This window comes from Bacillus sp. ISL-7 (assembly GCF_018613065.1).
The window spans coordinates 1-26,510 of sequence record NZ_JAGGQW010000034.1 but is presented as its reverse complement, the minus strand read 5'-3'; the positions used below and the strand labels follow the sequence as shown (position 1 = coordinate 26,510).

34 protein-coding genes are annotated in these 26,510 nt (G+C 36.2%); 8 read left to right on the top strand and 26 right to left on the bottom strand.

Translation table 11 applies throughout. The features are described from left to right. Window positions 1–43: 43 nt before the first annotated feature. The 3 genes from J7E66_RS11855 to J7E66_RS11845 all read right to left on the bottom strand — a co-directional run bounded on the left by J7E66_RS11855 (window position 44) and on the right by J7E66_RS11845 (window position 2,979). Window positions 44–439 carry a DUF3397 domain-containing protein gene (locus tag J7E66_RS11855; RefSeq protein ID WP_215000229.1) on the bottom strand — a complete coding sequence of 132 codons (396 nt, stop codon included), beginning with the start codon at window positions 437–439 and terminating at the stop codon, window positions 44–46. Next, window positions 436–1,338, bottom strand: a complete 903-nt coding sequence (locus tag J7E66_RS11850; protein WP_215000227.1) for a 2-dehydropantoate 2-reductase — start codon at window positions 1,336–1,338, stop codon at window positions 436–438. Before J7E66_RS11850 ends, J7E66_RS11855 begins: the two co-directional genes overlap by 4 nt. A gap of 117 nt (window positions 1,339–1,455) precedes the next feature. Continuing rightward, entirely contained in the window at window positions 1,456–2,979 is a 1,524-nt protein-coding gene (locus tag J7E66_RS11845) for an acyl-CoA carboxylase subunit beta (RefSeq protein WP_215000225.1), read from the bottom strand. Window positions 2,980–3,217: 238 nt separating this feature from the next. Here J7E66_RS11845 and J7E66_RS11840 point away from each other — a divergent pair, with 238 nt between their 5' ends. Then, window positions 3,218–3,694 (top strand): N-acetyltransferase, encoded by a 477-nt coding sequence (locus J7E66_RS11840; protein ID WP_168242699.1) that lies wholly within the window; start codon window positions 3,218–3,220, stop codon window positions 3,692–3,694. A 34-nt stretch (window positions 3,695–3,728) separates the two neighbouring features. On the opposite strand, the gene J7E66_RS11835 is transcribed toward J7E66_RS11840, so the two are convergent. The 4 genes from J7E66_RS11835 to J7E66_RS11820 form a co-directional block, all read right to left on the bottom strand. Next, on the bottom strand, window positions 3,729–4,358 hold the full coding sequence (locus J7E66_RS11835; RefSeq protein WP_215000223.1) for an RsfA family transcriptional regulator: 630 nt from the start codon (window positions 4,356–4,358) through the stop codon (window positions 3,729–3,731). A gap of 82 nt (window positions 4,359–4,440) precedes the next feature. Next, window positions 4,441–5,202, bottom strand: a complete 762-nt coding sequence (locus tag J7E66_RS11830) for an enoyl-CoA hydratase/isomerase family protein (protein WP_251032890.1) — start codon at window positions 5,200–5,202, stop codon at window positions 4,441–4,443. A gap of 102 nt (window positions 5,203–5,304) precedes the next feature. Next, the gene (gene rpmF / locus J7E66_RS11825; RefSeq protein WP_026566356.1) at window positions 5,305–5,478 is read right to left on the bottom strand and encodes a 50S ribosomal protein L32; all 174 of its coding nucleotides are present in this window, start codon (window positions 5,476–5,478) and stop codon (window positions 5,305–5,307) included. A gap of 83 nt (window positions 5,479–5,561) precedes the next feature. After that, on the bottom strand, window positions 5,562–6,089 hold the full coding sequence (locus tag J7E66_RS11820) for a YceD family protein (RefSeq protein WP_168242697.1): 528 nt from the start codon (window positions 6,087–6,089) through the stop codon (window positions 5,562–5,564). A 234-nt stretch (window positions 6,090–6,323) separates the two neighbouring features. Here J7E66_RS11820 and J7E66_RS11815 point away from each other — a divergent pair, with 234 nt between their 5' ends. After that, window positions 6,324–7,544, top strand: coding sequence for a nucleotidyltransferase (locus J7E66_RS11815; protein ID WP_215000219.1), 1,221 nt, complete (start codon window positions 6,324–6,326; stop codon window positions 7,542–7,544). A 30-nt stretch (window positions 7,545–7,574) separates the two neighbouring features. Here the strand turns inward: J7E66_RS11815 and J7E66_RS11810 are convergent, their stop codons facing one another. Together J7E66_RS11810 and J7E66_RS11805 are read right to left on the bottom strand one after the other, a co-directional pair. Next, complete coding sequence (locus tag J7E66_RS11810) at window positions 7,575–8,594, bottom strand: SepM family pheromone-processing serine protease (protein ID WP_215000217.1); 1,020 nt, start codon at window positions 8,592–8,594, stop codon at window positions 7,575–7,577. A gap of 8 nt (window positions 8,595–8,602) precedes the next feature. Then, window positions 8,603–9,382: a patatin-like phospholipase family protein gene (locus J7E66_RS11805; RefSeq protein WP_215000215.1), complete on the bottom strand. Its 780-nt coding sequence runs from the start codon at window positions 9,380–9,382 to the stop codon at window positions 8,603–8,605. 235 nt (window positions 9,383–9,617) lie between these two features. Here J7E66_RS11805 and ylbJ point away from each other — a divergent pair, with 235 nt between their 5' ends. Continuing rightward, a complete protein-coding gene (gene ylbJ / locus J7E66_RS11800; RefSeq protein ID WP_215000213.1) occupies window positions 9,618–10,832 on the top strand; it encodes a sporulation integral membrane protein YlbJ in 1,215 nt (404 codons plus the stop codon). A gap of 23 nt (window positions 10,833–10,855) precedes the next feature. Here ylbJ and coaD read toward each other — a convergent pair whose 3' ends face one another. Continuing rightward, window positions 10,856–11,341: a pantetheine-phosphate adenylyltransferase gene (gene coaD, locus J7E66_RS11795; protein ID WP_168242692.1), complete on the bottom strand. Its 486-nt coding sequence runs from the start codon at window positions 11,339–11,341 to the stop codon at window positions 10,856–10,858. A 12-nt stretch (window positions 11,342–11,353) separates the two neighbouring features. Continuing rightward, complete coding sequence (gene rsmD, locus J7E66_RS11790) at window positions 11,354–11,914, bottom strand: 16S rRNA (guanine(966)-N(2))-methyltransferase RsmD (RefSeq protein ID WP_168242691.1); 561 nt, start codon at window positions 11,912–11,914, stop codon at window positions 11,354–11,356. A gap of 410 nt (window positions 11,915–12,324) precedes the next feature. Between rsmD and J7E66_RS11785 the strand changes: the two genes are divergently transcribed. Continuing rightward, window positions 12,325–12,714 (top strand): DUF7147 family protein, encoded by a 390-nt coding sequence (locus J7E66_RS11785; RefSeq protein WP_215000211.1) that lies wholly within the window; start codon window positions 12,325–12,327, stop codon window positions 12,712–12,714. 29 nt (window positions 12,715–12,743) lie between these two features. Here J7E66_RS11785 and J7E66_RS11780 read toward each other — a convergent pair whose 3' ends face one another. From J7E66_RS11780 to J7E66_RS11760, 5 genes are all read right to left on the bottom strand, one after another. Continuing rightward, the gene (locus J7E66_RS11780; RefSeq protein WP_215000210.1) at window positions 12,744–13,019 is read right to left on the bottom strand and encodes a YlbG family protein; all 276 of its coding nucleotides are present in this window, start codon (window positions 13,017–13,019) and stop codon (window positions 12,744–12,746) included. Between the two features lie 155 nt (window positions 13,020–13,174). Continuing rightward, entirely contained in the window at window positions 13,175–13,618 is a 444-nt protein-coding gene (locus tag J7E66_RS11775; protein WP_215000208.1) for a YlbF/YmcA family competence regulator, read from the bottom strand. Between the two features lie 60 nt (window positions 13,619–13,678). After that, on the bottom strand, window positions 13,679–14,044 hold the full coding sequence (locus tag J7E66_RS11770; protein ID WP_215000206.1) for a hypothetical protein: 366 nt from the start codon (window positions 14,042–14,044) through the stop codon (window positions 13,679–13,681). Window positions 14,045–14,152: 108 nt separating this feature from the next. Then, complete coding sequence (locus J7E66_RS11765; protein WP_215000204.1) at window positions 14,153–14,392, bottom strand: YlbE-like family protein; 240 nt, start codon at window positions 14,390–14,392, stop codon at window positions 14,153–14,155. A gap of 19 nt (window positions 14,393–14,411) precedes the next feature. After that, window positions 14,412–14,816, bottom strand: a complete 405-nt coding sequence (locus J7E66_RS11760) for a YlbD family protein (RefSeq protein WP_168242686.1) — start codon at window positions 14,814–14,816, stop codon at window positions 14,412–14,414. A 146-nt stretch (window positions 14,817–14,962) separates the two neighbouring features. Here J7E66_RS11760 and J7E66_RS11755 point away from each other — a divergent pair, with 146 nt between their 5' ends. Continuing rightward, window positions 14,963–15,445, top strand: a complete 483-nt coding sequence (locus J7E66_RS11755; RefSeq protein WP_215000202.1) for a PaaI family thioesterase — start codon at window positions 14,963–14,965, stop codon at window positions 15,443–15,445. 21 nt (window positions 15,446–15,466) lie between these two features. Next, complete coding sequence (locus J7E66_RS11750; RefSeq protein ID WP_215000200.1) at window positions 15,467–15,826, top strand: hypothetical protein; 360 nt, start codon at window positions 15,467–15,469, stop codon at window positions 15,824–15,826. A 17-nt stretch (window positions 15,827–15,843) separates the two neighbouring features. Here J7E66_RS11750 and J7E66_RS11745 read toward each other — a convergent pair whose 3' ends face one another. Further along, window positions 15,844–16,923, bottom strand: coding sequence for a CAP domain-containing protein (locus J7E66_RS11745; RefSeq protein ID WP_215000198.1), 1,080 nt, complete (start codon window positions 16,921–16,923; stop codon window positions 15,844–15,846). Window positions 16,924–17,102: 179 nt separating this feature from the next. Beyond that, the gene (locus tag J7E66_RS11740; RefSeq protein ID WP_215000196.1) at window positions 17,103–17,537 is read right to left on the bottom strand and encodes a CBS domain-containing protein; all 435 of its coding nucleotides are present in this window, start codon (window positions 17,535–17,537) and stop codon (window positions 17,103–17,105) included. A 192-nt stretch (window positions 17,538–17,729) separates the two neighbouring features. Between J7E66_RS11740 and J7E66_RS11735 the strand changes: the two genes are divergently transcribed. Continuing rightward, window positions 17,730–18,089 carry a YugN family protein gene (locus J7E66_RS11735; protein ID WP_215000194.1) on the top strand — a complete coding sequence of 120 codons (360 nt, stop codon included), beginning with the start codon at window positions 17,730–17,732 and terminating at the stop codon, window positions 18,087–18,089. A gap of 58 nt (window positions 18,090–18,147) precedes the next feature. On the opposite strand, the gene J7E66_RS11730 is transcribed toward J7E66_RS11735, so the two are convergent. The 7 genes from J7E66_RS11730 to cyoE form a co-directional block, all read right to left on the bottom strand. Continuing rightward, a complete protein-coding gene (locus J7E66_RS11730; protein ID WP_215000192.1) occupies window positions 18,148–18,612 on the bottom strand; it encodes a DUF420 domain-containing protein in 465 nt (154 codons plus the stop codon). Between the two features lie 120 nt (window positions 18,613–18,732). After that, on the bottom strand, window positions 18,733–19,638 hold the full coding sequence (ctaG, locus tag J7E66_RS11725) for a cytochrome c oxidase assembly factor CtaG (protein WP_215000190.1): 906 nt from the start codon (window positions 19,636–19,638) through the stop codon (window positions 18,733–18,735). Between the two features lie 143 nt (window positions 19,639–19,781). After that, the gene (ctaF, locus tag J7E66_RS11720; protein WP_168242678.1) at window positions 19,782–20,117 is read right to left on the bottom strand and encodes a cytochrome c oxidase subunit IVB; all 336 of its coding nucleotides are present in this window, start codon (window positions 20,115–20,117) and stop codon (window positions 19,782–19,784) included. A 4-nt stretch (window positions 20,118–20,121) separates the two neighbouring features. Then, the gene (locus J7E66_RS11715) at window positions 20,122–20,748 is read right to left on the bottom strand and encodes a cytochrome (ubi)quinol oxidase subunit III (RefSeq protein WP_088086268.1); all 627 of its coding nucleotides are present in this window, start codon (window positions 20,746–20,748) and stop codon (window positions 20,122–20,124) included. Next, window positions 20,748–22,619, bottom strand: coding sequence for a cytochrome c oxidase subunit I (ctaD, locus tag J7E66_RS11710; RefSeq protein ID WP_374103845.1), 1,872 nt, complete (start codon window positions 22,617–22,619; stop codon window positions 20,748–20,750). Before ctaD ends, J7E66_RS11715 begins: the two co-directional genes overlap by 1 nt. 31 nt (window positions 22,620–22,650) lie before the next feature. Next, complete coding sequence (coxB, locus tag J7E66_RS11705; RefSeq protein ID WP_215000189.1) at window positions 22,651–23,709, bottom strand: cytochrome c oxidase subunit II; 1,059 nt, start codon at window positions 23,707–23,709, stop codon at window positions 22,651–22,653. Between the two features lie 111 nt (window positions 23,710–23,820). Further along, window positions 23,821–24,756, bottom strand: a complete 936-nt coding sequence (gene cyoE, locus J7E66_RS11700; RefSeq protein WP_246869716.1) for a heme o synthase — start codon at window positions 24,754–24,756, stop codon at window positions 23,821–23,823. Window positions 24,757–25,420: 664 nt separating this feature from the next. Between cyoE and J7E66_RS11695 the strand changes: the two genes are divergently transcribed. Continuing rightward, window positions 25,421–26,329: a COX15/CtaA family protein gene (locus J7E66_RS11695; RefSeq protein WP_215000187.1), complete on the top strand. Its 909-nt coding sequence runs from the start codon at window positions 25,421–25,423 to the stop codon at window positions 26,327–26,329. A 65-nt stretch (window positions 26,330–26,394) separates the two neighbouring features. Here J7E66_RS11695 and J7E66_RS11690 read toward each other — a convergent pair. Beyond that, the coding region (locus J7E66_RS11690) for an IS3 family transposase (RefSeq protein ID WP_215000647.1) at window positions 26,395–26,510 on the bottom strand (116 nt) is incomplete at its 5' end.

The window sequence follows — 26,510 nt, the reverse complement described above, 5'->3', positions numbered from 1 at the left end:
TATACCACTACCAACCGGATTTGAAAAAAACTTTGGCTTGAAATCAGTTGGAAAAGGTAAATATTAATGCACGATGGATTAATCCATATAGCGTTAAGGTGATGTATGCAAGGAGAAAAAGGATAAAATTAAAACGCCAAAAACCCTTCATCACTTTTTTCAAAACAATTTCTTCTTTTACCTTCCAATGAACAAATACAAAAATCATCGCAATTAAAATCATTATTAGTATTATTAACCAAAAAAGTGATTTACCCCAAATAGTAGCAATTAAAAAATGAACGGAAATAATAAATAAAATCGTTGTATAATCAAGTGACATGTGGACAGATTTTCGAGTATTTTTTGTCACCAGTTTTGTTATAAAAAAAACGATGAATAATCCTAAAAATGGTAAAGTGAATAAAATAGATATTATGGAGGATAGAAAAGTAATCAAGAGTTCGCCTCCTTTACCACTTCTTTCCCTTTTATTAAATAATAAAGGTTCTCAACCTGAGGTGCGGTCATTTCCTTAAATTGTGCTTCTTCTAAAATATACCCTAGGATTGCATCTATTTCTGTCATTTTGTTCGCTTCAATATCCCTAAGCATGGAGGAGTGGTTTTCGGAGGTGTTTTTACAAATATCAATAATTTGTAGTTGATGTACTTCAGCATTTTTCAAATTTAATACCGTAGAAATTTCGGCAAATAAATTTTTTAATACATGAAAATAGTATTGATTATTTATTAATTCGCCATTTTTAACCTGAAGAATAGCCGTTAATGGATTAATGACTGCGTTGACAATTAATTTATTTTGCAGCATTTGAAAGTAATCCTCTTTGAGAACAAGTGGAAATTCGATTGGTGCTGAAAAAACAAATTCACTCAAAAGTGTAGTATCACCCTTGAAAACAGCAACATTAGTTATACCTTCACCATTATGGGATACAGTATATGAATTTTCTTTAAGGGCTCCGTGCTCCACTGATCCCACATAAATATTAGTAAACGGGATTGTTTCAAGCTGTTTTAAATGCCCCATGCCATTCTGTAAAAATAATAGATTGTTAGGAATTACCGGTAATTGATTTATTTTCTCAATAATTGGATAAAGATGATACTGTTTGACCGCGATAATTGTTATATCCTCTACTCCCTTCCACTCTGTAATTGGCAGGGCCTGTACAAAGGATATCGTTTGTTCTCCTTTTTTCTTTAGTACGATTCCATTTTTATTTATCTCAGATGTTTGCTCTGTTGATCTGCAGTATATCGTAACCTCAAACACCCTACTAATATAAGCGGCAAATAATAAGCCAATTGATCCAGCACCTATAATTCCAACCCTCATGGTAACCCCTCTTTTTAGTCATCTTTACCCATATTTTATCAGATGCAGTCGATAGTTTGTTAGAAAGATTAGAAAAAATTAACCCTATCCGACAACCGCCAAATAGGGTCTATAAAATTATACGGGGTAAACAGGATGCTTACGGACACTGAAATTTAATTCTTTCGTTTCATAGTAAGCAAAGCGTTGAATAAGTATATTTCGTAATTCAGACGGAGCGACGATTTCATCGATTATAAGCTCTGAAGCAAGCTTGTAAATGTCGATATGCTCTTTGTATTCTTTCTGTTTTTCTTGGACAAAAGCAATTTTTTCTTTCGGGTCGGTTATTTCATTAATTTTGTTTGAATAGACCGCATTGACAGCGGCTTCAGGACCCATAACGGCAATTTGTGCGGTCGGCAACGCGATGCAGCAATCAGGTTCAAAAGCGGGACCTGCCATCGCATATAGTCCAGCACCGTAAGCTTTTCTAACAATTACCGATATTTTCGGAACAGTTGCTGAGCTCATAGCAGCAATTAATTTTGCCCCATGACGGATAATTCCTGCACGTTCAACCTTTGTTCCGATCATGAAACCAGGTACATCTGCCAAAAATAATAGCGGAATATGAAAAGCATCGCAAAGCTGAATAAATTTTGCAGCTTTATCAGCGGAATCAACAAACAAAACGCCGCCTTTTACTTTTGGCTGATTAGCAATAATTCCAATAGCTCTTCCATCGATTCTAGCTAATCCCGTTATCAATTCTGGGGCAAATAATTTTTTAATTTCATAAAAGCTATCTTGGTCCACAAGTCTATCAATACATTCATACATATCAAACGGTGCGTTTTGGTTTTCCGGAATGATCGCTTCTAGTTCACGGCCTTGTTTCGCTGCTGCGCCTTCAGTCATCTTTGGTTTTTCTATAAAACTGCTTGGAAAGAAACTGATATACTTTTTTGCTGATTCAATCGCATCTTCCTCACTATAAGTGAGAACATCTCCACAGCCGCTGACAGAACAATGCATCCTGGCACCGCCCATTTCCTCAAGCGTTACCTTTTCGCCGATAACCTTTTCTGCCATACGTGGTGATCCCAAATACATCGAAGCATTTTGATCAACCATAATAACAATATCGCAAAATGCAGGGATATAAGCCCCACCAGCAGCGGACGGGCCAAACAGAATACATACTTGGGGAATCATCCCGGAAAGCTTCACTTGATTATAAAAAATTTTTCCAGCACCTCGTCGATTTGGAAACATTTCTAATTGATCTGTTATTCTTGCTCCTGCTGAATCGACCAGATAAAATAACGGAACTTTTAATTTCTCCGCTACTTCTTGAATACGGATTATTTTTTCAACCGTTCTTGCTCCCCATGACCCTGCTTTGATTGTTGAATCATTTGCCATGACACAGACAGTCTGACCTTTAATTTTACCAATCGCTGTTACGACACCATCTGCAGGAAGGTCACCCGCCTTAAAATTGGCAAATTTACCATCTTCTTCGTATTTTCCTTCATCAAGCAATAATTGAAGACGCTCACGAACAAAGAGCTTTTTTTGTTGTTTAGCCTTCTCATGATATTTTGGTAGTCCGCCGGATTCAATTATTTTACGGTTCTCGTACAATTGATTATTCAATAATTCTCCTCCTCAAAAAACGTCCGTTAATATGTTTCATCATCATTTTCTAAATTTCCTGCAATCTTTGAAAACGCTATCTGAACTTATTTGAAGAATTTTTTGAGTTTTTGTTATATAATAAAGGTGATTCATTTGTTCCTGAATAACATAATGCAAAATTAATTTCATATCATGTTATTCAGGAACAAATGAATATATACAAGATTATGATGTTTTCATATTTAGGAGGTCGACTATGGCAATTAAAGTGGAAAGACTAAAAGTAAACTTTAAGACACTAGAAGAGTTTAAAAAGTTTAAAGAATATGGGATTCAAGAATTGTCTATGCTTGAAGATCTTGAAGCAAATATGGTTGATAACAATAGCGACTCACCATTCTATGGAATTTATTTCGGGGACAAACTAGTAGCACGAATGAGTTTATATCAAATTGATGCAAAATTTGACCGCTATTTCTATCCGCCGCAAAATTACTTAGAACTATGGAAGCTCGAGGTATTGCCTGATTATCAAAGTAAGGGGTATGGCAAAGTGCTTGTAGAATTTGCGAAGAACTTTGGTCTCCCGATTAAAACGAACCCTAGAGTTCAATCAAGGAGTTTCTGGGAAAAAATGGACTTTGCCAATGTAGAATATGATATGGAGCGTGACCGTGGAGAAAATCCATTGGTTTGGTATCCTAAAGGCGTCGAACCACAACATCATAATTAAAAAAATGAAAAAGCGGACATTAGGTCCGCTTTTTCTACTTTTCTACTCTTTCAAGGTTACCGTTTTTATCCATTTGAAATTTTACCTTTTGTTGTCGGTCCTCATCTTGAAGGACGACCATTTTTCGAGCTCTTTCCATAATTTCAATTAATGATCGATAATCCTCTTCGATTGCTTTTAAATTTTTGGATAATCTTTCATTTTCTGCAGCTAAATAGAATGCCTTCTTTTCCAACTCTTTGATTTTTTCATAAGACCTCTTCCTGTCTGCTTCAAAATCGGATGAAACTTGCGCTTTTTGATGGAGACCCTCTAAAAATTGAATAACAGCCGAAAACGTAATTGTGCTGCTTGGCACATTTCCTTTTGGTGAAGGAACGCTTTCTACTTTAACCGCTTCCTGAATAGTCTCTACTTCATTCGAGACTGGCTGCTTTTTCAACTCTTTACGCTGCTTTTTGGCAAGCTCTATCCCTGATTTATATTGTTTTCTTACAAATGAATTCCAGCGAAACCCACAGGCTGCAGATGTACGCGTAAGCTGCTTCCCTACTTCCTCAAACGCTTGCAGCTGTGTCCCGCCTTCACGGATGTGCCGTAACACAACTTCAGCAAGCAACAAGTCTTCGTCTTGGGACCATGCATCTTGTCGAGTTGGTGACATTAAATCATCCCTCCTAGTGTTTTTATAATACATATGCATCTACTAGAAAAGATAGACTTAATCAAAAGCGGTGTTTTAATCTTTATTCATTGTTTTTACCTATAAAAGTTTTTACATATTGATGATGGGCATCACTTTCCCACAATAAGGAACAATTTCTTACCTCTTCCTCTATCCTTTCACGGAGTTTAGTTTCCTCCCACTTTCTAACCCAAAGCATTTTATAGGATTTCAGCACACTTCGATCATTTGTTAACACTTTCTGAAGGTATTCTTCACAAGCCTTAAGAGAGTTACCCCTATATAAAGCATCTATAAAACCAATTTCGTTTAAATATGACGCTGTTTGCAGTTCAGCTTCCATTAAAAGCTTCATAGCAGCTGAGACTGGGAACTTTTCTGTTAAAATTGAACCTCCACCCCAGCCTGTTGTTATCGCTTGCTTGCCTTGTACAAACCCTGCCTTTATACCTTCTCGTGCAATACGAAAGTCGCAAGCTGCTGCAAGTTCGCACCCGCCGCCAATCGCTGTTCCATTTATGAGAGCCATGGTCGGAACCGCTAATGTTAGCAGCGAATAAAGAATATTAGCCATTTTAGAAAGCATTGGGTACGCTTCTTCCTTTGTGTGAAGCTTATGAAAAACAGATAAATCTCCTCCCGAACAAAAAGCCCGATCGTCTTTTCCAGTAATCACAAGTGCCTTTATATCTGGTTCAGAGGCTCTTTTTATCGCCTCAGCTAAGCCTTCCATCACGTCAAAATTAATAGCATTTCTTTTTTCACTTCTATTAATCGTAAATAATAAATAACCCTTTTCCTGTTTTTCAATGGAATAAAACAAACTGTCGCAACCTTTCATTACTTATTTAGAATATGTATTTTTCTTAAAACGACAAAAGCACAAGGGCTCTAACACCCTTGTGCTTTCTATCTTACCTTAAAATTAGTCGTTCACTACGTCTTTTCCTTTGTATGTTCCGCAAGCTTTACATACGCGGTGTGAAAGTTTCATTTCACCACAGTTTGGGCAGCTTACCATACCAGGTACGTTTAATTTAAAATGAGTACGACGTTTTCTTTTTGCAGTTTTAGAAGTCCTTCTAAAAGGTACAGCCATTCTTCCCACCTCCTTAAAGAGTATTAAGAAAGTAATGAAGGCCAGGAATTCTGGTTCTTCACTTTGCTTCTTAGATTTGTCGATTATGATTCGGAAGAAGAATTGTTTTCGTCAAAAAACTTTGCGAGACCAGCAAGTCTCGGATCCATTTTTTTAGATTGATCTTCCTCATGAACAACTTCCCAATCCTTGCCAGACTGTGGAGCAGCATCTTCATGATTAACATCGTCACAAAAAACTTGCATTGGAACTTCAAGTAAAAGAATTTCTCGAAGGATTGGCATTACATCAATCACATCACTATTTACTTGATATGCTTCCTCCTCAGTTTCATAAACTGAACCTTGCAAGAGGAACGTTTCAGTCGTTTCGACATTAATTGGAAGTTTTACATCCACTAAAGTACGAGAACAAGGAAGTATTAAGTAACCTTCGATTTTTAAATGGAATGTCACTTTTGTTGAATCGATATCTCCCCGACCAGTAATATGCATCGGAGAAACTTCTCGGATGGTTGGATCATCTTGTTTGATCTCATCCACACGAACCATCTCATCAATCATAAAATCCTTGTTTCGATATTTTTGTAATTGACTTAATGTCCATTTCAATTGAATCACCCCAAGGCAACAAAGGTAATTATAGCCTTCGATAAATTTTTTGTCAATGTTTTTTCTTTACACCCCGTCAGGTGATAAAAAGCAATCGCTCATAAAGGTTTCCTATACTAGTTTAACCAGTTAAGCTATTTGCAAACATCTTTAATATCTTATCATATAATTTGATTGGTTTCCTTACATTATTGATATAATGTTAGTAGTTTAAAAAAAAAAGGGAGAAAATAAATGAAATCTGTAGGATTAATAGTGGAATACAACCCTTTTCATAATGGACATGCCTTTCATTTACAAGCATCAAAGGAGGCTGCAGAGGCAGATGTTGTCATTGCAGTAATGAGTGGAAACTTTTTACAGCGCGGGGAACCGGCACTTGTTTCCAAATGGCAGCGCACCAAGATGGCATTGCTTAATGGAGTAGATATAGTCTTTGAGCTTCCCTATCGATTCGCTACTCAAAAAGCGGAAACGTTCGCAAACGGTTCTGTGTCAATTTTAGATGCAGTCGGCTGCGACTCTCTATGTTTTGGCAGTGAAAGTGGGGATTTATCCTCGTTCATTCAAACTATCGATTACTTAAAAGATCAGCAAAACTCATTTAATGAAAACATCAAATGGCACTTAGATACTGGTGTCAGCTATCCTAAAGCCCTTTCCTTAGCTTTTAAACAATTGCCTAATGCAAATAATTATTTAGATTTAGCAAAACCAAATAATATTCTTGGACTTGAATACATAAAAGCAATCCAACGACAAAAGAGTTCAGTCAGTCCGATGACAATCCCTCGAAAAAACGCTGACTATCACGATGAACATTTTGCTTCTGCAACAATTGCCAGTGCGACGAGTATTCGAAAAGCCATTTTTACAGATAACGCAATCCAAACAGAAATTAATCAATATGTACCAGAGCAAACAAAACTTTTATTAAAAGAGTATGTACAACAATTTCAGGGATTTCACCAATGGGAAAATTATTGGAACTACCTTCAATTTCGCTTGATTCATTCTAGTCCCAGTGAACTCAGGGAAATTTATGAGATGGAGGAGGGACTTGAGAACCGACTTCAAGCAGCAGCTCTTGTAACCGATAACTTCCATAAATTTATGCAGCAAATTAAAACAAAAAGATATACATGGACAAGGCTGCAAAGGTTATGTGTTCATATTTTAACAAACACAAAAAAGGAGGAAATGACGAGAGACTCGGAAAAAGCCTCTTATCTAAGACTATTAGGAATGACCAGTATAGGCAGGGAATACTTAAATAAGAAGAAGTCTCACCTTAGTCTCCCCCTTATTTCAAAACTAGCCTCATTTAAAGAAAAAGAAATAAACCTTGATATTAAGGCAGCTCGGATTTATTCTCTAGGGATTCCTAGTCATTTAAAAAACAAAATGCTTCGGCAGGAATTTGAGCAACCGCCAATTTATATACAGGAAAAATAAAAATGATGATGCAGACGCACCATCATTTTTTTATTTTTCCTTTAGCTTTTCTAAATACCTAACTGCGTCGTCAAATGTATCAATTGGAACGATCTTCATTTTGGTTTTTATGTCCCTTGCAGTCTTAACTGCATCCCGGTAATTGGAATTCTTTATTCCTTTTTCATTAGGAGCTAAAAAGTACTCCGCCCCAGCCTTGTCAGCAGCTACGATTTTTTGTTCAATTCCTCCAATAGGTCCGACTGTTCCATCCACATCAATCGTCCCGGTACCAGCAATTTGATAGCCCTTAGTTAAGTCTCCTTCTGTTAACTGGTTATAGATTTCTAATGAAAACATGAATCCAGCAGATGGTCCCCCAATTTCATCTGTCTTTACTTTAACCTTTGGCTTGACAACTATTTCTTTATCGTCCACTAGAGAAATCCCTATCCCCACCTTTTGAGGATTCTCTTTAAAAGGCTGAAGTTTTAATGTAACAGTCTTTGTACTTTTATTACGCAAGTAGGTTAATTTCACCTTATCCCCAGCTTGTTTTTTGCTTACGTAATCAATAAATTTTTCCGAAGAAGGCAATTGCTGCCCATCCACTTTAAAAATGCGGTCACCCGTGGAAAGCTTTCCTTCCGCAGGCATTTCTGGAATCACCTGCATGACATAGATCCCCTTATATTTATAATTCACAGGCAATCCCGCCTTACGGTAGGCAACTTCTATTGCATTAAGTTTTGAGCCAGCCATCAGATGGAGCTGTCTCGCATTGTATTCTTCCTCTGTTTCTTTTTTATTTAAAATCATATCTAATGGGTAAAGTTCTTCATAATTTCTTATCTTGGCTTCTAAATAGGAGTAAATATTTGCTCTACCCATTCTAACTGTTGTAAGCATAAAATTACCTTTATCCTTATCGCCGCCTTCAACCAAAATGATTGGTCCAAGTTCTTTCGCCATTCCAGGTTTTGAAACATAATAAGGCAATGAATAGAACATTCCCCAGATAAAAAAAATGGCAACGATTAGTGCAGAACCTATATATATTTTTTTGCGCATCGCAATTTCTACCCCTTCCACTGTTCAATCACGGTTTTTATTTGCTTTAGATGTTTTTTCGCTTCTTCCTCACCAAGATTAATGATCTCATCAATATTTGTGAAGGCTCGTGAACTATAAATTTCAACAGGGGGTCGAATCATTACACTGGCAGCGATCTCTCTATTGTTAATTATTTCCGCTTGCATAATGTCTATACTCTGCATAATCACATCGTAAATTGAGGTAATTTCTGCGTTCCGTTTCACCCTGGAGACATCTACTGCGATAACTATATCCGCCCCCATCTCTTTAGCCACAGAAACAGGAATACGGTCAGATACACCACCATCTACAAGGATTCTCCCATTATATTTTTCTGGAACAAATATCCCCGGGATGGAAATACTTGCTCTTACAGCATCAGCAACCGGGCCCGTTTGAAAAACAACCTTTTCCCCCGTCAATAAATCAGTTGCGACGATACCTATTGGAATGGACAAGTCCTCAATGTTTTTTCCATGAGTAAAGACCTTAATAAATTCCTTTACTTTTTTTCCTGAGATAAATCCCATTTTCGGAACAGTAAAATCCAAAAAGTATTTTCTTTTAAAAGCAGTGGATAATTTATATAACCGATCCATGTCAATTCCTGCCCCGTAAAAACTTGCAACCAGCGCCCCCATGCTGCTGCCTGCAATCAGATGAATCGGAATTCCAGCATCTTTCAATGCTTTTATGACTCCTAAATGAGCAAACCCACGTGCACCACCCGAACCAAGCGCCAAGCCTATTTTAGGGTGCTCCATTACTAAAGACCTCCTATTTAAACCTATTAGATATTTTTTCTTCTTAACAGACAGGACTTCCCGAAGCCAATCCACAGAAATAAGAAATCTCGTTCAATCTTATGGTCTAAATAAACGTTCTATGAGTATATTTGTTTAATATGAGGACAAGTCAGGATAAGAATAATTCTTATTTTACCATTCAATTAAATGATTGCACAGTTTCATCGATCCCTCTCGGAAGGAGGTTCCTTCATTGTTTCGTTCCAAACTAAAAACTATTTTTTTATCTATATCCGTCACTATTTTAGCTGCCTCACTTATTTCTTTTCCTCAAGAGTCCTTAGACGCTTCTATCCGAGGGCTAAATATGTGGTGGGAAATTGTCTTTCCATCGCTATTACCTTTTTTTATTGTTTCTGAAATGTTAATTGGCTTTGGGGTTGTCAAATTTATCGGCGTATTATTGGAGCCATTAATGAGGCCTCTCTTTAAGGTACCTGGTGTTGGAGGGTTCGTTTGGGCGATGGGTATGGCTTCAGGATTCCCCGCTGGAGCAAAGTTTACCGCAAGATTACGTCAGGAAGGCCACTTAACACGAATTGAAGCAGAAAGACTTGTTTCTTTCACAAATTCTTCTAACCCTTTATTTATCTTTGGGGCAGTATCTGTAGGTTTTTTCTATAATCCTCATTTAGGTGTTATTCTTGCTTTAGCCCACTATTTAGGAAATATTTGTGTTGGATTGATCATGCGTTTTTATGGGAATGAATCCCCTAACGAAATTAGTAAGAAAAATAAAAAGTTCAAAATCCGATTGGCTTTATCCGCTTTGCATCAAACAAGATTAAAAGATAATCGACCAATTGGTAAACTTCTTGGTGATGCAGTTAATTCTTCCATTCAAACTTTATTAATGGTTGGCGGGTTTATTATTTTATTTTCTGTGATTAACAAATTACTTTATCATTTACATATTACAGCGACACTTGCAAAATCAGTAGAGATCTTGTTATCCTCATTGTCTTTCCCTGAAATGTTAAGCATTCCATTTATATCTGGTTTATTTGAAATTACATTAGGCAGCCAACTAACGAGTCTGGTTCAAGATGCTACTCTATTACAAAAAGCAATGATTACCAGCTTTATCCTGGCATTTAGTGGATTTAGTGTCCAAGCACAGGTTGCAAGCATCCTGGCACAAACAGATATCCGATTTAAACCATTTTTTATTGCAAGAATCCTTCAAGGTATATTTGCAAGCTTGTTTGCATTGATTTTGTGGAAGCCAGTTTACTTGCGTTTCAATAATCAAGAGCAGCCTTCTAACGCTTTACCTGTTGGTTTTTTTGAAGACGGTTCATGGGGAGATCATTTTTATCATAAAATGATGGAAGTTGGTCCGCTTATCACCATTTTCTCCCTTTTTGTGTATGTGCTAATTTTGTTTTCCCGTGTAAAAAAACAATAAAAAAGAGCTGGCAAAGCTCTTTTTTATTGTTTTTTGAACTTCTTTTGTAATTCTTTTTCAACAATTGGTGGGACGAGCGTTGATATGTTCCCATTATATTTTGCCACTTCTTTTACAATACTGGAGCTTAAGAAGGAATATTGATTATTGGTCATAATAAAAAAGGTCTCGATATCTTCATTAAGCACTCTATTCATCGAAGTGATTTGCATTTCGTACTCAAAATCTGAAACTGCCCGCAATCCACGGATGATAGCATTAGCATTAACAGCCTTTGCATAATCAACAAGTAAGCCAGAATGGACATCTACCTTAACATTAGGAAGATCTTTTGTTACAGCCTGAATTAGATTCATTCGCTCTTCAACACTGAATAACGGATTTTTAGATGAATTGTTTAATACACTCACATAGACAGTGTCAAATACTTTGGCACCTCTTCTAATAATATCTAAATGACCATATGTAATTGGATCAAAGCTTCCTGGACAAACGGCTATTTTTGTCAAATTGACTCCCCCTCACTCAATATCTGTTCGTATATAAATAGTTACCGCGATCATTCCATACTTTTCATGTTTTATTTGGATAAACCGCCCTAATGATTTTGGTAATTCAACATCGAAGCTATGCTCACAGACAACGCATCCATCTATTTTTACTACATCCTGTTTATCCATTTTTTCCATTAAGCTGACGAGTTGTTGTTTTTTGTACGGCGGGTCTAAAAATATGTAATCAAAGCAGATTTCTCTTTTTATGAGAGCCTTTAATGCTCTATCGGCATCATTGCGATAGACTTCCGTTTGGTCCTCAAATTTACAAGCTTTAATATTTTCCTGGATCACTTGAATGGCCTTTAATTCTCGGTCAATAAAAATAACTTTATCCAATCCCCTACTAAGTGCCTCCAAACCTAATCCACCGCTTCCAGCAAATAGGTCCAATCCAATGCCGCCATCAAAATAAGGTCCAATCATATTAAATAAAGCCTCTTTTACCTTATCAGTTGTCGGCCTCGTTGTATTACCTGGAACAGCTTTCAAAGGTCTACCTTTGCAAATCCCTGAAACCACTCTCACTACCATATCACCACATTTTTTCAGAAATAATTTTCTTAATCCATCCTACCATAATATACAAAAAGTAGACAATTAGTAAGTGTATATCTTTTCATTTGAGTAATGATTTACAGAAAATGATTCTTTCATCAGGAAAATTTATTCGAAAGTACGTATAAGCTTTTAGGTTGTGGAAATAATGTAATTAACAACATCAATTCGAGGATGTTGTTGCCAACCGCGGAGAAGACTTACGTTTCCCCATAAGTTCTTCCTCCGGTTTCTCCTCTCCCTTTGCCTTCTATCCTTTATAAGGATGTGGAAGGACCCTGCAGAATTTTCTGCAGGTTTTTTTTTTACTTATTATTCAAAAGATCGGAAATTAGTGATAGAGTATTCTTGAATTAAGCCATTTTAAAGGAGAGTTTTCATTGATCCAGCGTTTTATTGAATTAGGAGAAGGATATTCAGATATATATGAACTGATTGAGCTTACAAATGCAAATCAACACCGTCTTCAACATATGCTCGCACTGCACACAAAGATTGATGATCAGGATAGAACCTCATTGGTTGTCGTATTAAAGCCAACAGACCCTGGAAAATTCCAAGCCCTATATATTTGTCGTGAGGGTATTCCAAACCCCAAATTTATATCAAATAAGAGGTATGATATCTTTGCTTCTACTGCTGTAAAACATGGGAAGCAAATACATGAGCTATCTGTTAAGCCGTCAACCATTTTTTATGAAAAAGAGCTGTATTACCAGCACTTAATCGGCATTCTCCGTCTTAATCATTATTTACTTCCACTACAATAGAAAAAGGTGAGGGAAACGCCCTCACCTTTTTAAATACCCATTTTATAATCATATTCCTTTGCTTTATCTGGCGCCGAATTCTCATACTCCATTCTTAAAAATGGTTTATATGAAGGTTCTACTTTCTTTACAAACGAAAAAGAATTCAACTTTTCCATTAGTTCATTCAGCTCTTCTTGATTACAATACAGAACAACATACTTCAACTTTTTTGAAACGTAATGAACGTTTCCGAAACGCCGAAGCATTTTAGCTTGTTTTAACGAGTAAAGCCAAACAACCAATCCTTGTCTTTGAACAAACATACTTTTTTCCCCTTCAACAAACCATCATTTTACATAAGTCTAGCATATTAAAACGTTCCTTTTCAATTCAAACTTTACTACTTATTCCAGATAAGTGCTTAAAATCTGAAAAGATTGACATTACAAAAAAAAATCAGCACAATTCGCTGATTTTTTCAGCCGCACCCACAGCTTCCTCCGCCGCCACAACCACTAACGTGGCTGGTTTTCGTTTCAAAAAACTGATTTCCTGTTGGAACTTTTATATGTTCAGAGACCGCACCGCCTACAATAATACTAATTGCATCTAGTAGGTCTTGCAAATCATTCTCAGCCAATTTGAATTCTGCTACCAGAGGATCCATATCCATTTCCCTTTTATTTTCGCGGATTTGTGTCATTACCTTTTTATAATCAGGATGGTATTTACCAAACCGCTGGACCTCGTCATATAGCTCCTTTAGACGAACGAATTGACTTATTTTCCGCTGTGCTTCCTTGTTATTTTGCAATTTATATAAACATATTTGATATTGTTCGGCTATTTCAGATTCTAATACCATCTTTGCTAATTGCTCAGCTTGTTCCAATAATTCGACTCTCTCTAACGTAGCAAGCATTTTACGCCCACCTCCAAAGATATTTTAACATGAAAGTGGTAGTAATGTGAAAATTTCAGTTTATCTAGGGATATTTACCATAAATTCTTTCGCTAATCCATACGGTTCATTATTTGGATTGACAACTTCTAACTTTACCTTATGGGTTCCCGGTGAAAAACCTTTAATTATAAAAGCTGCCGCTTTAACCTCGCTATTTTTCTTTCCATCCACCCAAACAACAATCTTCCCGATTCTTCCTTTTGAAGGATCTGCGTCACGGAAGCTGATTCCTGTAACAATACAATTAATTAAAACTGTATCACCTTTGATCTGGTGGTGAACATATAGTGAAGGAATTTCAGTTCTAGGTAAGTCATTATTAAATCCAGTAAGGATTCCAATAAAAAAGATCATTAGGATTAACTGCGGAACTAGCTTTTTCATTTAAATTCACTCCTTCTTTTGCTTGTATTGTTCGCCTCCTTTTCTTTTTTTAGTCTTACTCCGCTATGACAAATAAAAAAAGCCACAAAATAAATCCTGTGACTTTGTTTAATTTTGATTTTTCATCCCCTGAAGCATGTGATACATCATCGAAGCCATTTGTACACTATTCGAAAACTTATTCACTTGGTCAGGAATTGTTTTCTTATAATAGTGTAAGGATTCAATTTCAAGCGATTGCAAATCATATGGATTTCTTGACAGCTTTCTATACCATATTGGTTGTTCGCGAATGAATTGTTTTAAATCCTTTTGACTTTCAATATATTGCAGTATATCTCTTCGCATAAGTTAAGGTTCCTTTCCATCAATCTTTTCTAAACACAAATGGATGTTTAGGTCCTTCTGACGGCTTAACAGGACCTGTACCAGGGTTTTCTCCTTGAAATTGTGAAATTACACCTTGGATCGCCCCCAGAGCCTGACTTAGGTTATTCATGTGGTTTTGCATTTGATTCGGATCCATTTTCTTAACCATTCCCATAATATTAGAAAGCCAATCACCTTTAGACTCTGTGCTTGTTTCATCGACTGATCCAGTATCAGATCCCATCGATTCCCAGCGGCTATCCTCTTCACCTAATAAATACCAGTCTTCATATAGTTCCTGCCAAGTTGCCTTCCCTTTCCGTACTTCTTTGATTAGTTTTGGATTGTTTTTAACAAATTCTTTGAATTGTGACACGGAAGGGTGTAATTTTTTTTGTGTCATTTATCTCACCTCAGCCCAAATTAGTCCCAGTAATACAATATGAAAGAATTTTACAAATGTGAAAGAACACTGAGATTAAAATATTTAATATTTGCCTTGTAAATGGTAAGATGTCAAAAGACAAAGAAATGAAAGAGGTAAGTATAATGAAAGATGAATTACGTCAATTATTAGAAACATGTATTGAAACTGGTTCAGAGACTGATTTAAATTCTCTTGCCTACCTTTTATCGGGATTCCAAGTAAAAATTAAACAAAAGCGAAGTACATATATTGACGGAATTCTACAAATGGATAGAAAACTAAATGAGAAAACCTGCGAAATTACGATTCCTTTAGACCCAACTCTTAATAACCACCTAGATATTGTCCATGGCGGGATTACTGCGACGGTACTTGATACAGCAATGGGGAGTCTGGCTAATTATCTTCTACCAGATGGTTATGGAGCCGTAACAAATCAATTGAATATCCATTACATAGCACCAGGTATCGGAGAAACACTCTACAGTAAAGCGGAAATTGTTCATAGCGGCAGCAAAACAATGGTCATCTCAGGTGAAGCATATCGGAGTGACGGAAAAAAAATCGCCTTTGCCACAGGTACATTCTTTATTATAAAAAAATAATAAGCGGAGGTGTGATCAATAATGGTCACCGCCATCGTAATCCCAATTATTTGCTTTTACTTTTTTTGGCTTACAAAAAAAGAGATGAAGGAGCACGATACAAAGTGGCTTGATACTGGCCAAGTACAGCAAGAAGCAATCATAACAGGTGAAATTAAAAGTATTATCGAAGAGAAGCAACGGTTTTATTATCATCGCTACATTTATGTTCAGTCCTTAAAACTACAAACAGAAACAAAACTAATCACCGCCCAAAAGATCACACCCATTACTAACAATTTCAATAAAGAGTCTTTTAATGTGGGGGAAGTGATCCGATTATTCGGGAAATGGGAGCAAAACAGATTTATATTTAATCAATATAAGATTGAAAAAAGGTGACCTAATCGTCACCTTTTTCATTGTTCTGTTTTTGATATAAAGTTTTGAGTATAGTACTTTTGGAATACCCCTACACCAAGATGAGAGTATTCCTTACTTAACAGTGACTCACGGTGTCCTTTACTATTTAGCCAACCTTCGACAACAGCTGGTCCATCTGTATAATTTGCCGCAATATTCTCGCCTGCAGCCTGGTAAACCACATGGGCCGTTTTTAATCGTTTGGTAAGATCTCCAAATTTCTTGGATTTATGTGAAAAGTCGTTGTTAACTGACATATCCTTACTGTGCTCAAACGCGGCCTCTGCCGTATTCTCATCCCATTTTAATTCCTTTAATTTATTTCTTACTCGTAAGACATTCGTTAGGTCAAATATCTCTTGTTCCGTATCTTCTTCAATGGCACGCCGCCTTTCCTCACTAGGTTCAGGTGCTTTGATTAAATATCCACTATAAACAAGTTCATATGGCCTTTGTTTAATTAGTGTTTCTGCATTAAGGAACCGAACACTAGAAAGATTGCCAGTAAATTTATCTATGTAGAGCTGGACAAAGACATCACCCAATTGCACCATTGGCCGAAGATTTAAATCAGCATCATTCAATTCAAAATGATACGAATTACTATTAAATTCAATCTTAATATTTGTATCAATATAATGCGTATTGAAGATTTCCTCAACCGGCTCTCCTATTTCAAAAGGTGCTACATCAAGATTTTGGCCTATCGCGAAAATCGTAACTACACGTTTATTTTCAACACCCACTTGGACATACTTTTTATCGTCTTGATTATAAATATACCACTGATAACCATACATTGACTCATCAATCCGAACTGGTGGACCAAATAGTTTTTCTAATTCACCTTCATTTTTCCCAATTAATAAAGCCAAACCTTCTTTCGGTTTATCCGAGACTATTTTTTTACTTGGCTTATTATCAGGATTTTGTGAAATAGGTTGTTTCATTTCTGAAGTATGATCTTCTTTAATTAAAATATTACTATCGTTATTTTCGTTTATACTCACATAAAAACCGATAGTTAAGAAAACTGCTGAAAGAATAAGAATTCTAGTCAGTGTACGCAGAGGCATTCACCCTCTCTATTACTTTCATGAATCATTATATGTATAGATAAAATTATTATATCATCAATATCTTGAATAGTAATAGTCATAATCAAAAATGTCAGACAAATGAACTGATAAAAAGAAAACAGGCACGATGAGTACCTGTTTTCTAAAGTTAAAACTATTTTTTTATATAATAATTTTTAATGTTGTGCTCCATTATAATTTTGCTCAGATATTTCCGTTAATGCCTCTTTTGCTTGGTCGTCAGTCAATTCGCGGATCGCGAAATCACCAAGGGAAACAATTCCTATTAACTTACCATCCTCTACCACAGGTAATCGTCGGATTTGATGCTTTGCCATTAATTTTGCTGCATCTTTACTGGAAGAATCAGGAGTAACAGTAATAAGGTCATTACTCATGATATCTTCTACTTTTGTTGAACCAGGATGTTTTTCAGCAACACCTCGAACAACAATATCTCGGTCTGTAATCATTCCGACAAGCTTTTCCTGGTCAATAATTGGGATAGCCCCAACATTTAAGTGCTTCATCTTTAAGGCGACTTCATAAACATTATCCAATAACGTACAGCATTCTACCTCTTCAGTCATTATATCTCGGATTTCTTCCATTTTACTGCCCCCTATGTTTATTTAATTCCTCTTACCAGTATTTTAGGGTTTCCTACCAAGATTGTTTTATTCGCTGAAGGTATTCATTGCAAGTTGAAACATTTTCAACTATTATTAAATTGAATTATTATTGCTTTCCTACTTAAATAGGAAACATAGGGGCAATGGTATTGTTTTTAGGAGGGATTCATTATGAAATTCGAGAATACTGAAATTGAAAAGTTAAAGGCTGACTTAAACCGTTTAGATGAAGTAATGTTAGATCACGGTTTAGTTCGCGAAGGACAATGGGACTACGAACGAGTTACATACGACCGCAAGTTTGAATTAAAAGAAGAGGTATTTTACTTGCGTGTACGGGGTCATGCGATTGAGGGCGATATTGGCGCTGATAAAGCAACTATTCAATTAATGACACCGCTTTTAGGCAAACATTATTACCCGCATGGTGTAGAATATGGTGATGGCGAAAGCTTCCCAACCTCACTTGTAAATCAATGTAAAAAAATTCTCGATGAAGTAAAAGCAGAAGTAAGTAAGTTTGCATTATAATCGAAAAAAGACGCATGGTTCTCATGCGTCTTTTTATTATTCGGAAGCGATTAATTTTTTATAGTCCAAGAATTGCTTTTAGCATAGATGTTGTCTCGCCGCCTCGATAAAATACATAAAGCAATAGGTATACGGCAACACCCGTGATCGCAGTAAAAAACCAAATGAAACTAGTTATCGGGCCCAGCTTTCGATGGATAGAAAGTTTGTTTTTGTATCCTGTCATGATAGAGACAATGCCGAATACAGCTCCAGTCGTCGCAAGTGTAATATGGAAGATTAAAAATATTGTATAATAAATTTTGATATTATCTGGCCCTCCAAACGAAGTATTTCCAATAAAGAGGGTTCTAGAAGCATAGATAATAAAAAAGATTACAGCAAAAATAGCAGCCAAAAACATTGTCTTTTTGTGGGCCTCAATATGTCTTTGCTTAATTTGCCACCATCCAATAGCAACAGTAATAGCACTTAAAACAATAAATGAGGTACTAATAGTAGGTAAAATCGGTAAGGAATTCATTTAGGCGTCCTCTCTTTTCTTTTATTCTACAATAATAGTAGTTCAACGATCCTTACTTTTCAAACGATACCCAAGAAATTAAGGCTTATCAGTAAAAAAATCTCCCAGGAGTATGGGAGATTATTTAATGAGCAACGGATTTAATGGTTGCTTCATTTCCTGTTCGGAGTCTGATTGATCTTTACGGTACCATTCGAAGAAAACATGACCAAGAATGACACCATATATAATTTCTTGAATAATTTTCATTAAAACTCCACCAAGCTGCTGATCATGTAGTAATGATATCGAACTAAAAAGTTGTGGACCACTCAAATTTAAACTATCGAAGTTCGCTGATCCAACACATAGGCTCATCACTTGTCCCCAAACATGGGGATCAGAATAGGTTGCATACATTGGTGTATCTGCAAAAATGATTAAGGCACAAGCTGGTGTTAACAGAATCCCATCTGCAAAAATATAACCAACCTTCTTAAGTCCATTTAATGTCTGATGTTCAGGCATCTTATTAAGCAATGGCCACCACATAAAGATTGCGACGGCAAACAATAAGATTGAATAGCCAGCATGCAGCCAAGCATTTTGCATGATGTGATCAAAAATGATGGGTACATGATAAAAAGAAAAAAAGCCGTTAAATGCAATTAAAGCAATAAGTGGTTTTGAGAAAAGCTTAAAAAGCGAATCAATAACGGAAACACTGAAAATTTTTCTCCAAAACCAGTCAGGTACAGCCATGATAAATAGAGGCGGTACGACTAAAACTAAAGCAGCCATTTGAATCATATGGACCCAAAACATAAGGTGTGCTAATAAATCAACAGGAGATCCTTTAATGGCATAAAGCAGGATCATTGATAATAAAAACAAAGCTCCTTGTGTTTTCGTTAATGGCTCACCATCTGGAAAAAAGCTTCTGTATTTTGTTGTAAGGACAAAATACCCTACAGTTATGACTATCAAGATTAGTAAAAAATACGGGCTCCAAAGTGCTTTAAAACCGAATATATCTAATGTAAGCACCCAAATCACCTCATTATGATTTAAAAGTATTATTGACTATATTATACCCTTGGCCAAAACGATACGCAAAGAAAATGGAAACAACCCTTAGATAGGTCTAAAAAAGAAAATCGGCCATAAGCCGATTTTCTTTTTTGAACATATTACCACCAAATAATAGTTGAAAACGTAAGAATAGTTATTGCTCCAACCATCACACCAGAGTATAAAAAGAGCGATGGTGCTTCATGTCCTTTATGGCTCATATGCATGAAATAATATAGTTGAAAAATAACTTGAACGACAGCTAAAAGGATAATAAATGGAACTGTAAACCACGCACTAAATCCTTTAATTGCAACAGCCGCAAAAGCAATGAGAGTTAAGAAAATCATCAAGGCAAAAGAAACCAATTGATATCTCATCTCTTCTGCATTTTTCTTGCGACGATATTCAATGTCTACTCTTGGGTTACCTGAATTTAATTGTTGATTAGCCATCAGTTTATCCCACCATTCCCATTAAATATACTACTGTAAAGATAAATACCCAAACAACATCGATAAAATGCCAGTATAAACTAAATACATAGAATTTTGGAGCGTTGTAAAGGTCTAAGCCTCGTTTGGAATTTCTAAACATCAATGTTAAACACCAAAGTAAACCAAATGCAACGTGGCCTCCATGAAAACCAACTAGTGCGTAGAAGGCAGAACCGAAAGCACTGCTTGTAAATGTATGTCCTTCATGAACATAATGGGAAAACTCGTAAACCTCAAGTCCTAAGAAACCTGCACCTAATAGCGCAGTAAGACCGAGCCAGACCATCATTTTTTTGAAGGCAAAGTTCTTCATGTGGTACATTGCGTAAACACTTGTTAATGAACTCGTTAAAAGAAGCATTGTCGCGACAAATGTTAACGGTAATTCAAATAAATCCTTAGCTAGATGGTGACTTGAATCAGGAACTTTATCCTTCAATGCAAGGTAAGTGGCAAAAAGGGAAGCAAAAAGAACTGTCTCTCCCCCTAGGAAAAACCAAAAACCTAAGAATTTATTTTTGGATTCAAGGGTTGATTTTTCCGGCGCAGCAGGCCATGTTTCATAAGTAAATTTTTCATCAGCGTGCATTATGCCTTAACCCCCTTATCATCCTCATCAATTAAGTCTTCTTTGTGAATATGAAATCCATGATCGTCTTTCACCGAACGTAAGAACATGGAGCCAAAAGTTACTAATAATCCGATGATCATTACTGGTAATGCCCAAGCCTTATCATTTACATGGTACATTGCACCAAATGCCGCAATGAATAATCCTAGAGCCATCATAAACGGTAAAAACGACGAATTTGGCATATGAATATCACCAAGTGGCTCTGCCGGAGTCATTCCTTTTTTACCATCCATTTTTTCTAACCAGTAAGCATCTAAACTACGTACAAGTGGAAGCTGCTTAAAATTATAAAACGGTGGTGGAGAAGGGATTGCCCATTCAAGTGTTCTTCCATCTCCCCATGGATCATTACCAACTTTAACATTTTTCACAGAAGTGATAATGATGTTAAATAACATTACGATAACACCTAATCCCATAAACGCAGCACCTATAGAACTAACCATGTTAGCAGTCTCAAATCCTTGACCAGGAAGGTATGTGAAAACGCGTCGCGGCATTCCCCATAAACCTAAGAAATGTTGGATAAAGAATGTTAAATGGAACCCAATAAAGAACAACCAGAAAGTAATTTTTCCAAGTGTTTCATTTAACATGGTACCAAACATTTTTGGCCAATATAGATGTGTACCTGCAAAGACTGCAAATACCACACCACCCACAATTACGTAATGGAAGTGTGCAACAACAAAATAAGTATCATGATATTGATAGTCGGCTGCTGCGGAGGCAAGCATTACCCCTGTTACTCCACCAGCAAGAAATGATGGAATAAACGCCATTGCCCAATGCATAGGAGTGGTAAATTTTACACTTCCTCCCCACATTGTTAAAAGCCAGTTGAAAATTTTAATTCCGGTCGGTACACCAATAGCCATTGTAGCAACTGCGAAAATGGCATTAGCTACTGGACCTAAACCTGTAGTAAACATATGGTGGGCCCATACCATGAAGCCTAAGAAACCTATTAATACAGTTGCAAATACCATGGAAGAGTATCCAAATAATCGCTTTCTTGAGAAAATCGGAAAAATCTCTGAGAAAATCCCGAAAGCTGGAAGTATTAAAATATATACTTCTGGATGACCGAAAATCCAGAAAAGATGTTCCCAAATAATCGTATTACCACCCATAGTGGCATCAAAGAAATTCGCACCAAACAAGCGGTCAAACATCATTAAAACTAAACCAACTGTTAATGGAGGAAATGCAAACAAAATAAGTGCTGAGGTAACAAATGTAGTCCAAGTAAACAAAGGCATTCTCATATATGTCATACCTGGAGCACGCATGTTAATGATGGTAACAAGGAAGTTAATACCACCAATTAATGTTCCTATACCTGATATCTGTAAACCTAAGATATAAAAGTCTACGCCATGCCCTTGGGAATGAAGTGCAAGTGACGCGTATGATGTCCATCCTGCATCAGGTGCTCCTCCTAAGAACCAAGAGAGGTTTAGGAATATTCCTCCAAAAAAGAACAACCAAAATCCTAATGCATTAACAAATGGAAACGCTACATCGCGGGCTCCAATCTGTAATGGCATTACTGCATTCATAAAAGCGAAAACCAGCGGCATCGCAGCTAAGAAAATCATTGTTGTTCCGTGCATTGTTATAATTTCATTAAATAATCCGGCACTCACAAAATCATTATTAGGCACTGCAAGTTGGATACGGATAAATACTGCTTCAAGTCCGCCCACTAAGAAGAAAAATCCACCTGCAATGAGATATAGGATGGCAATTTTTTTATGGTCAACAGTTGTTAAAAAGTCCCATAATGTTGCGCCAAATCCCTTTTTTTGAGCATAGGTACTCACAATTTTACCTCCCTTTCAACCAATTCCCCAATTATTGCTGGGCTTTTAAGCCCATTAAATAGTCTGCTAAAGCATCTAGCTGTTTTTCAGACATTTCCGGGTATTTTCCTGTCATCATGTTACCTGGTTTGTATGTTTCTGGATTACGAATCCAATTTTTTAACTCTTCTTTATTATGATCCAAAACACCGGCTACACGAGATCGTTCACCAAAGTTTGATAAGTTTGGTGCTAGACGTGCTGTGTCTGGCATTTTGTTTGATGGTGTTACAGCATGACAGCCAATACAGCTTTTATTAAATAGTTCTTGTCCTTGTGCCGCAGAAGCTGTCTGGGCTTTTTGTGGTTCTTTAACATTCTGCATCGAAGTTACCCAAGCGTCAAATTTATCCCGGCTAATAGCTTTTACTTTAAAATCCATTAAAGCATGGGATGGACCACAAAGTTCTGCACATTTTCCATAGAAAAGATTTCCTGCTTCGTTTGCTTTTTTATCGTCAAACTCTAGCCAGAATTTATTAATATTCTCCGTATTTGTATCTAACTTTCCACCTACTGCTGGAATCCAAAATGAGTGTTTCACATCAGATGACTTCAAGTTAAAATATACCTTTTCATTTGTAGGAACAACAAGTTCCTGGCTTGTAACAATCTTCTTGCCTGGATATTCAAAGTCCCACCAATATAAGTGTGACCGAACATTAATTACAAGTGCCTTTGTATTTTTCTTATCCATTGGAGATACATCTGCAAGTTTAAAGGTTGCGGCCACAGTCGGAACGGCAAGAATTAATAGTAAAAGAATCGGCACAGCAGTCCAAATAATTTCTAATTTGTGACTTCCTTCTACTTGTTTTGGTATTCTGTCATCCCTTCGTTTAAAACGAACCAAAATCAAAACGAAAATAATCGCAACAATAACAATAACCCCAACCATGATTAACGTACTTAACTTCATTAAATCATATTGCGTTTGCGCAACTTCACCGGCAGGCTTTAACGTGGAAAGGTACGGTTCGCCACATCCGGAGAGAACAAGCGCTAAAATCGTAAATAACGATATTAAACGCCACTTTGCTAGCCTTTTCATAGCTTAATCAAACCCCTCTTTCACTAATAAAATTATTTAAAGCATTATGTTGATCAAAGAATTATGTAGTACGATTGCTTCCCTTTAAACAAGAAACAATCATTTGCAAAACTAAATTAATGTAACTATAACCATTGCTACAAAAATAATAGTTAAATATTGCAAAGAGTAAACAAACATTAGTTTTGCCCACTTTATGTCATCTTTGATTCTATATCCATAAATCCCTAATGCAAGCCACCCGATATTTAGAACGATAGCAAGTATTAGAAATGGGATTCCTAATTTGGTAAGAAAAAATGGAATTGGCTGAAGTGCAGCAACCCAAAGGATGATGTGAATTTTTGTGGTTTTAAAACCCTTCACTACAGGTAACATTGGGATCCCAGCTGCTTTATATTCTTTAACCCGTCTCATCGCTAGCGCATAAAAATGCGGAGGCTGCCAAACAAACATTAGCACAAACAATGACCATGCCATGATATCGAGATTTGCATCAACTGCTGCCCATCCGATTAGTGGTGGTACTGCTCCTGATATGCTCCCAATAATAGTGTTGGACACCAATTGCCGCTTTGACCATAATGTATACAGGAAAACATAGCTAAAAACTCCAAGCAGTCCAATTACTGTTGCAGTCATCGTAGTAAAGAATAAAGACAGTGTTCCCAGTCCAATAAGTAAAATACCTAATACGAGAACTTTTATCGGAACTACTTTCCCGGTTACAGTAGGTCTTTCTTTTGTTCTTTCCATTAAATGGTCAATGTCACGATCAACATAATTATTGATAGCACATGAGCCTGCAATAATCAGTGAAGATCCTGCTACTGTAAAAAGCACGATATCTAAATTGTTTAGAAAGCTTTGTCCTGAAAAGTGAAGCGCAAGCCATAACCCCGTAAAAGTAGTAATAAGATTAGAATTTACAATTCCAATTTTGATAAGAGCCATAAAGTCTTTCCATGCAGAGGTTTTTATATTGGCTTGCAAGCTCGCAGCGCCATTATCAATAGCAGCTTCTCCGAAGGCCTTAGAGTTCGACATCTGGTTTCTCCTCCTAAACCTAAATAACAAATATTCATCATTTAAGTAAGTGATAATTGATATTTAATTTATATATGCCCTCATTTGTAAAAAAAAGGAACGATGATAGAAAATTAATATTAATTTTTTTCGATTTAATAAACAATCAAATTAAAAAGATAGTGATAATTAAAACACTTTCTCTGTATATTAAATCACACTTTTAGATATTTTTGTGAATTTTTTTTGAATAATTTTAGACTAAATTGTGACCAAAGTTCATTTTACCGTTATAATCTTAGCTTTTTAAGGATTTATAATTCCATTTATACAAATTATCCCCTAAATTTATAAAAAATCCTAGTGTCTACATGAAGAGTTTAATTTTAATTCCTCTTACACCTAAAAAGGAATAATTCTAATTAAACTACCACTAATATAGTTCTAACAGACCACCAACTGAGTTTCTATGGTTTTCACTATAATAATAGTGAAAACTATATATTATTCCGTATCTGTTTTTATTGATTTAAGTTATCTTAAAATCTATACTTAATTTCTGTTCTTTTTCAATTTTATTCGTTATGATTAATAGGGAATTTAATAATCGAATTACTTTCCAATCTATTATACTGTCAGGTTTATCCAATGACAAATTATTGAACTTTTTTAAGAGGTGAATTTTTTGCGACGATCTTTGAAATGGTTGGCTGTTGCTACTACCATCGGAATGATATTTATCTTAATTGGCGGAGCACTAGTTACAAAGACTGATTCTGGAATGGGATGCGGGAGATCATGGCCGCTTTGTAACGGTAAATTTCTTCCGTTGGAAATTACCCCAGAATTAGTTATTGAGCTTGCCCACAGACTTGTCTCTGGAGTAGTTGGAATGATGGTTCTCGTTCTTTCTGTTTGGTCATGGAAAGCGGTAGGACATATTAGAGAAACGAAATTTCTTTCCTTCCTTTCCTTTTTCTTTTTACTTTTACAAGCATTAATTGGGGCTGCTGCAGTAAAATGGGGACAATCTGGTTTTGTACTCGCATTACATTTTGGTATTTCACTTGTATCCTTTTCTGCTGTGTTATTGTTAACACTTCTAATATTTGAAATTGATAAGAGATTTGATGCCGAAAAACTATATATCGATAAGAGAATGGGGTTTCATATTGTCGGTGTTTCCATTTATAGTTATCTTGTCATCTACACTGGCGCACTCGTACGTCACACTAAGTCAAGTTTGGTTTGTCGAGACTGGCCGCTATGTTTAAATGACGCTCCTTCCTTGCCTTCCAATATGTACGAATGGGTGCAAATGGGACACAGAACCGCTGCTGGATTAATCTTTATCTGGATTACTTACATTCTTTATTTGACTGTTCGCCATTACAAAAACCAAAAAGTTCTTTATTGGGGCTGGATTATTTCATTCATCCTTGTTTCATTACAAGTGATTGCAGGAGCTTTGATTATTTTTAGCAGCTTAAATCTGTATATCGCCCTGCTGCACGCCTTCTTTATTACTTGTTTGTTTGGCGTCCTAGGTTATTTCCTATTGTTATATTCTAGATCTAAAAAAAATAATCTATAAAAAAGCTGCCAGGGATACCCACTGAACTGTAACCTATAAAATGGACAGTCTAAAAAAGACCATGTTTAAGCTGCTATTAGATGACTCCGGTATTGGACCGGAGTCATTTTATTTAGGCCCCATTGATAACGATCATTGTTATATTCTTCAATATAATTTCCTATCAAATCTTGTAATTCCT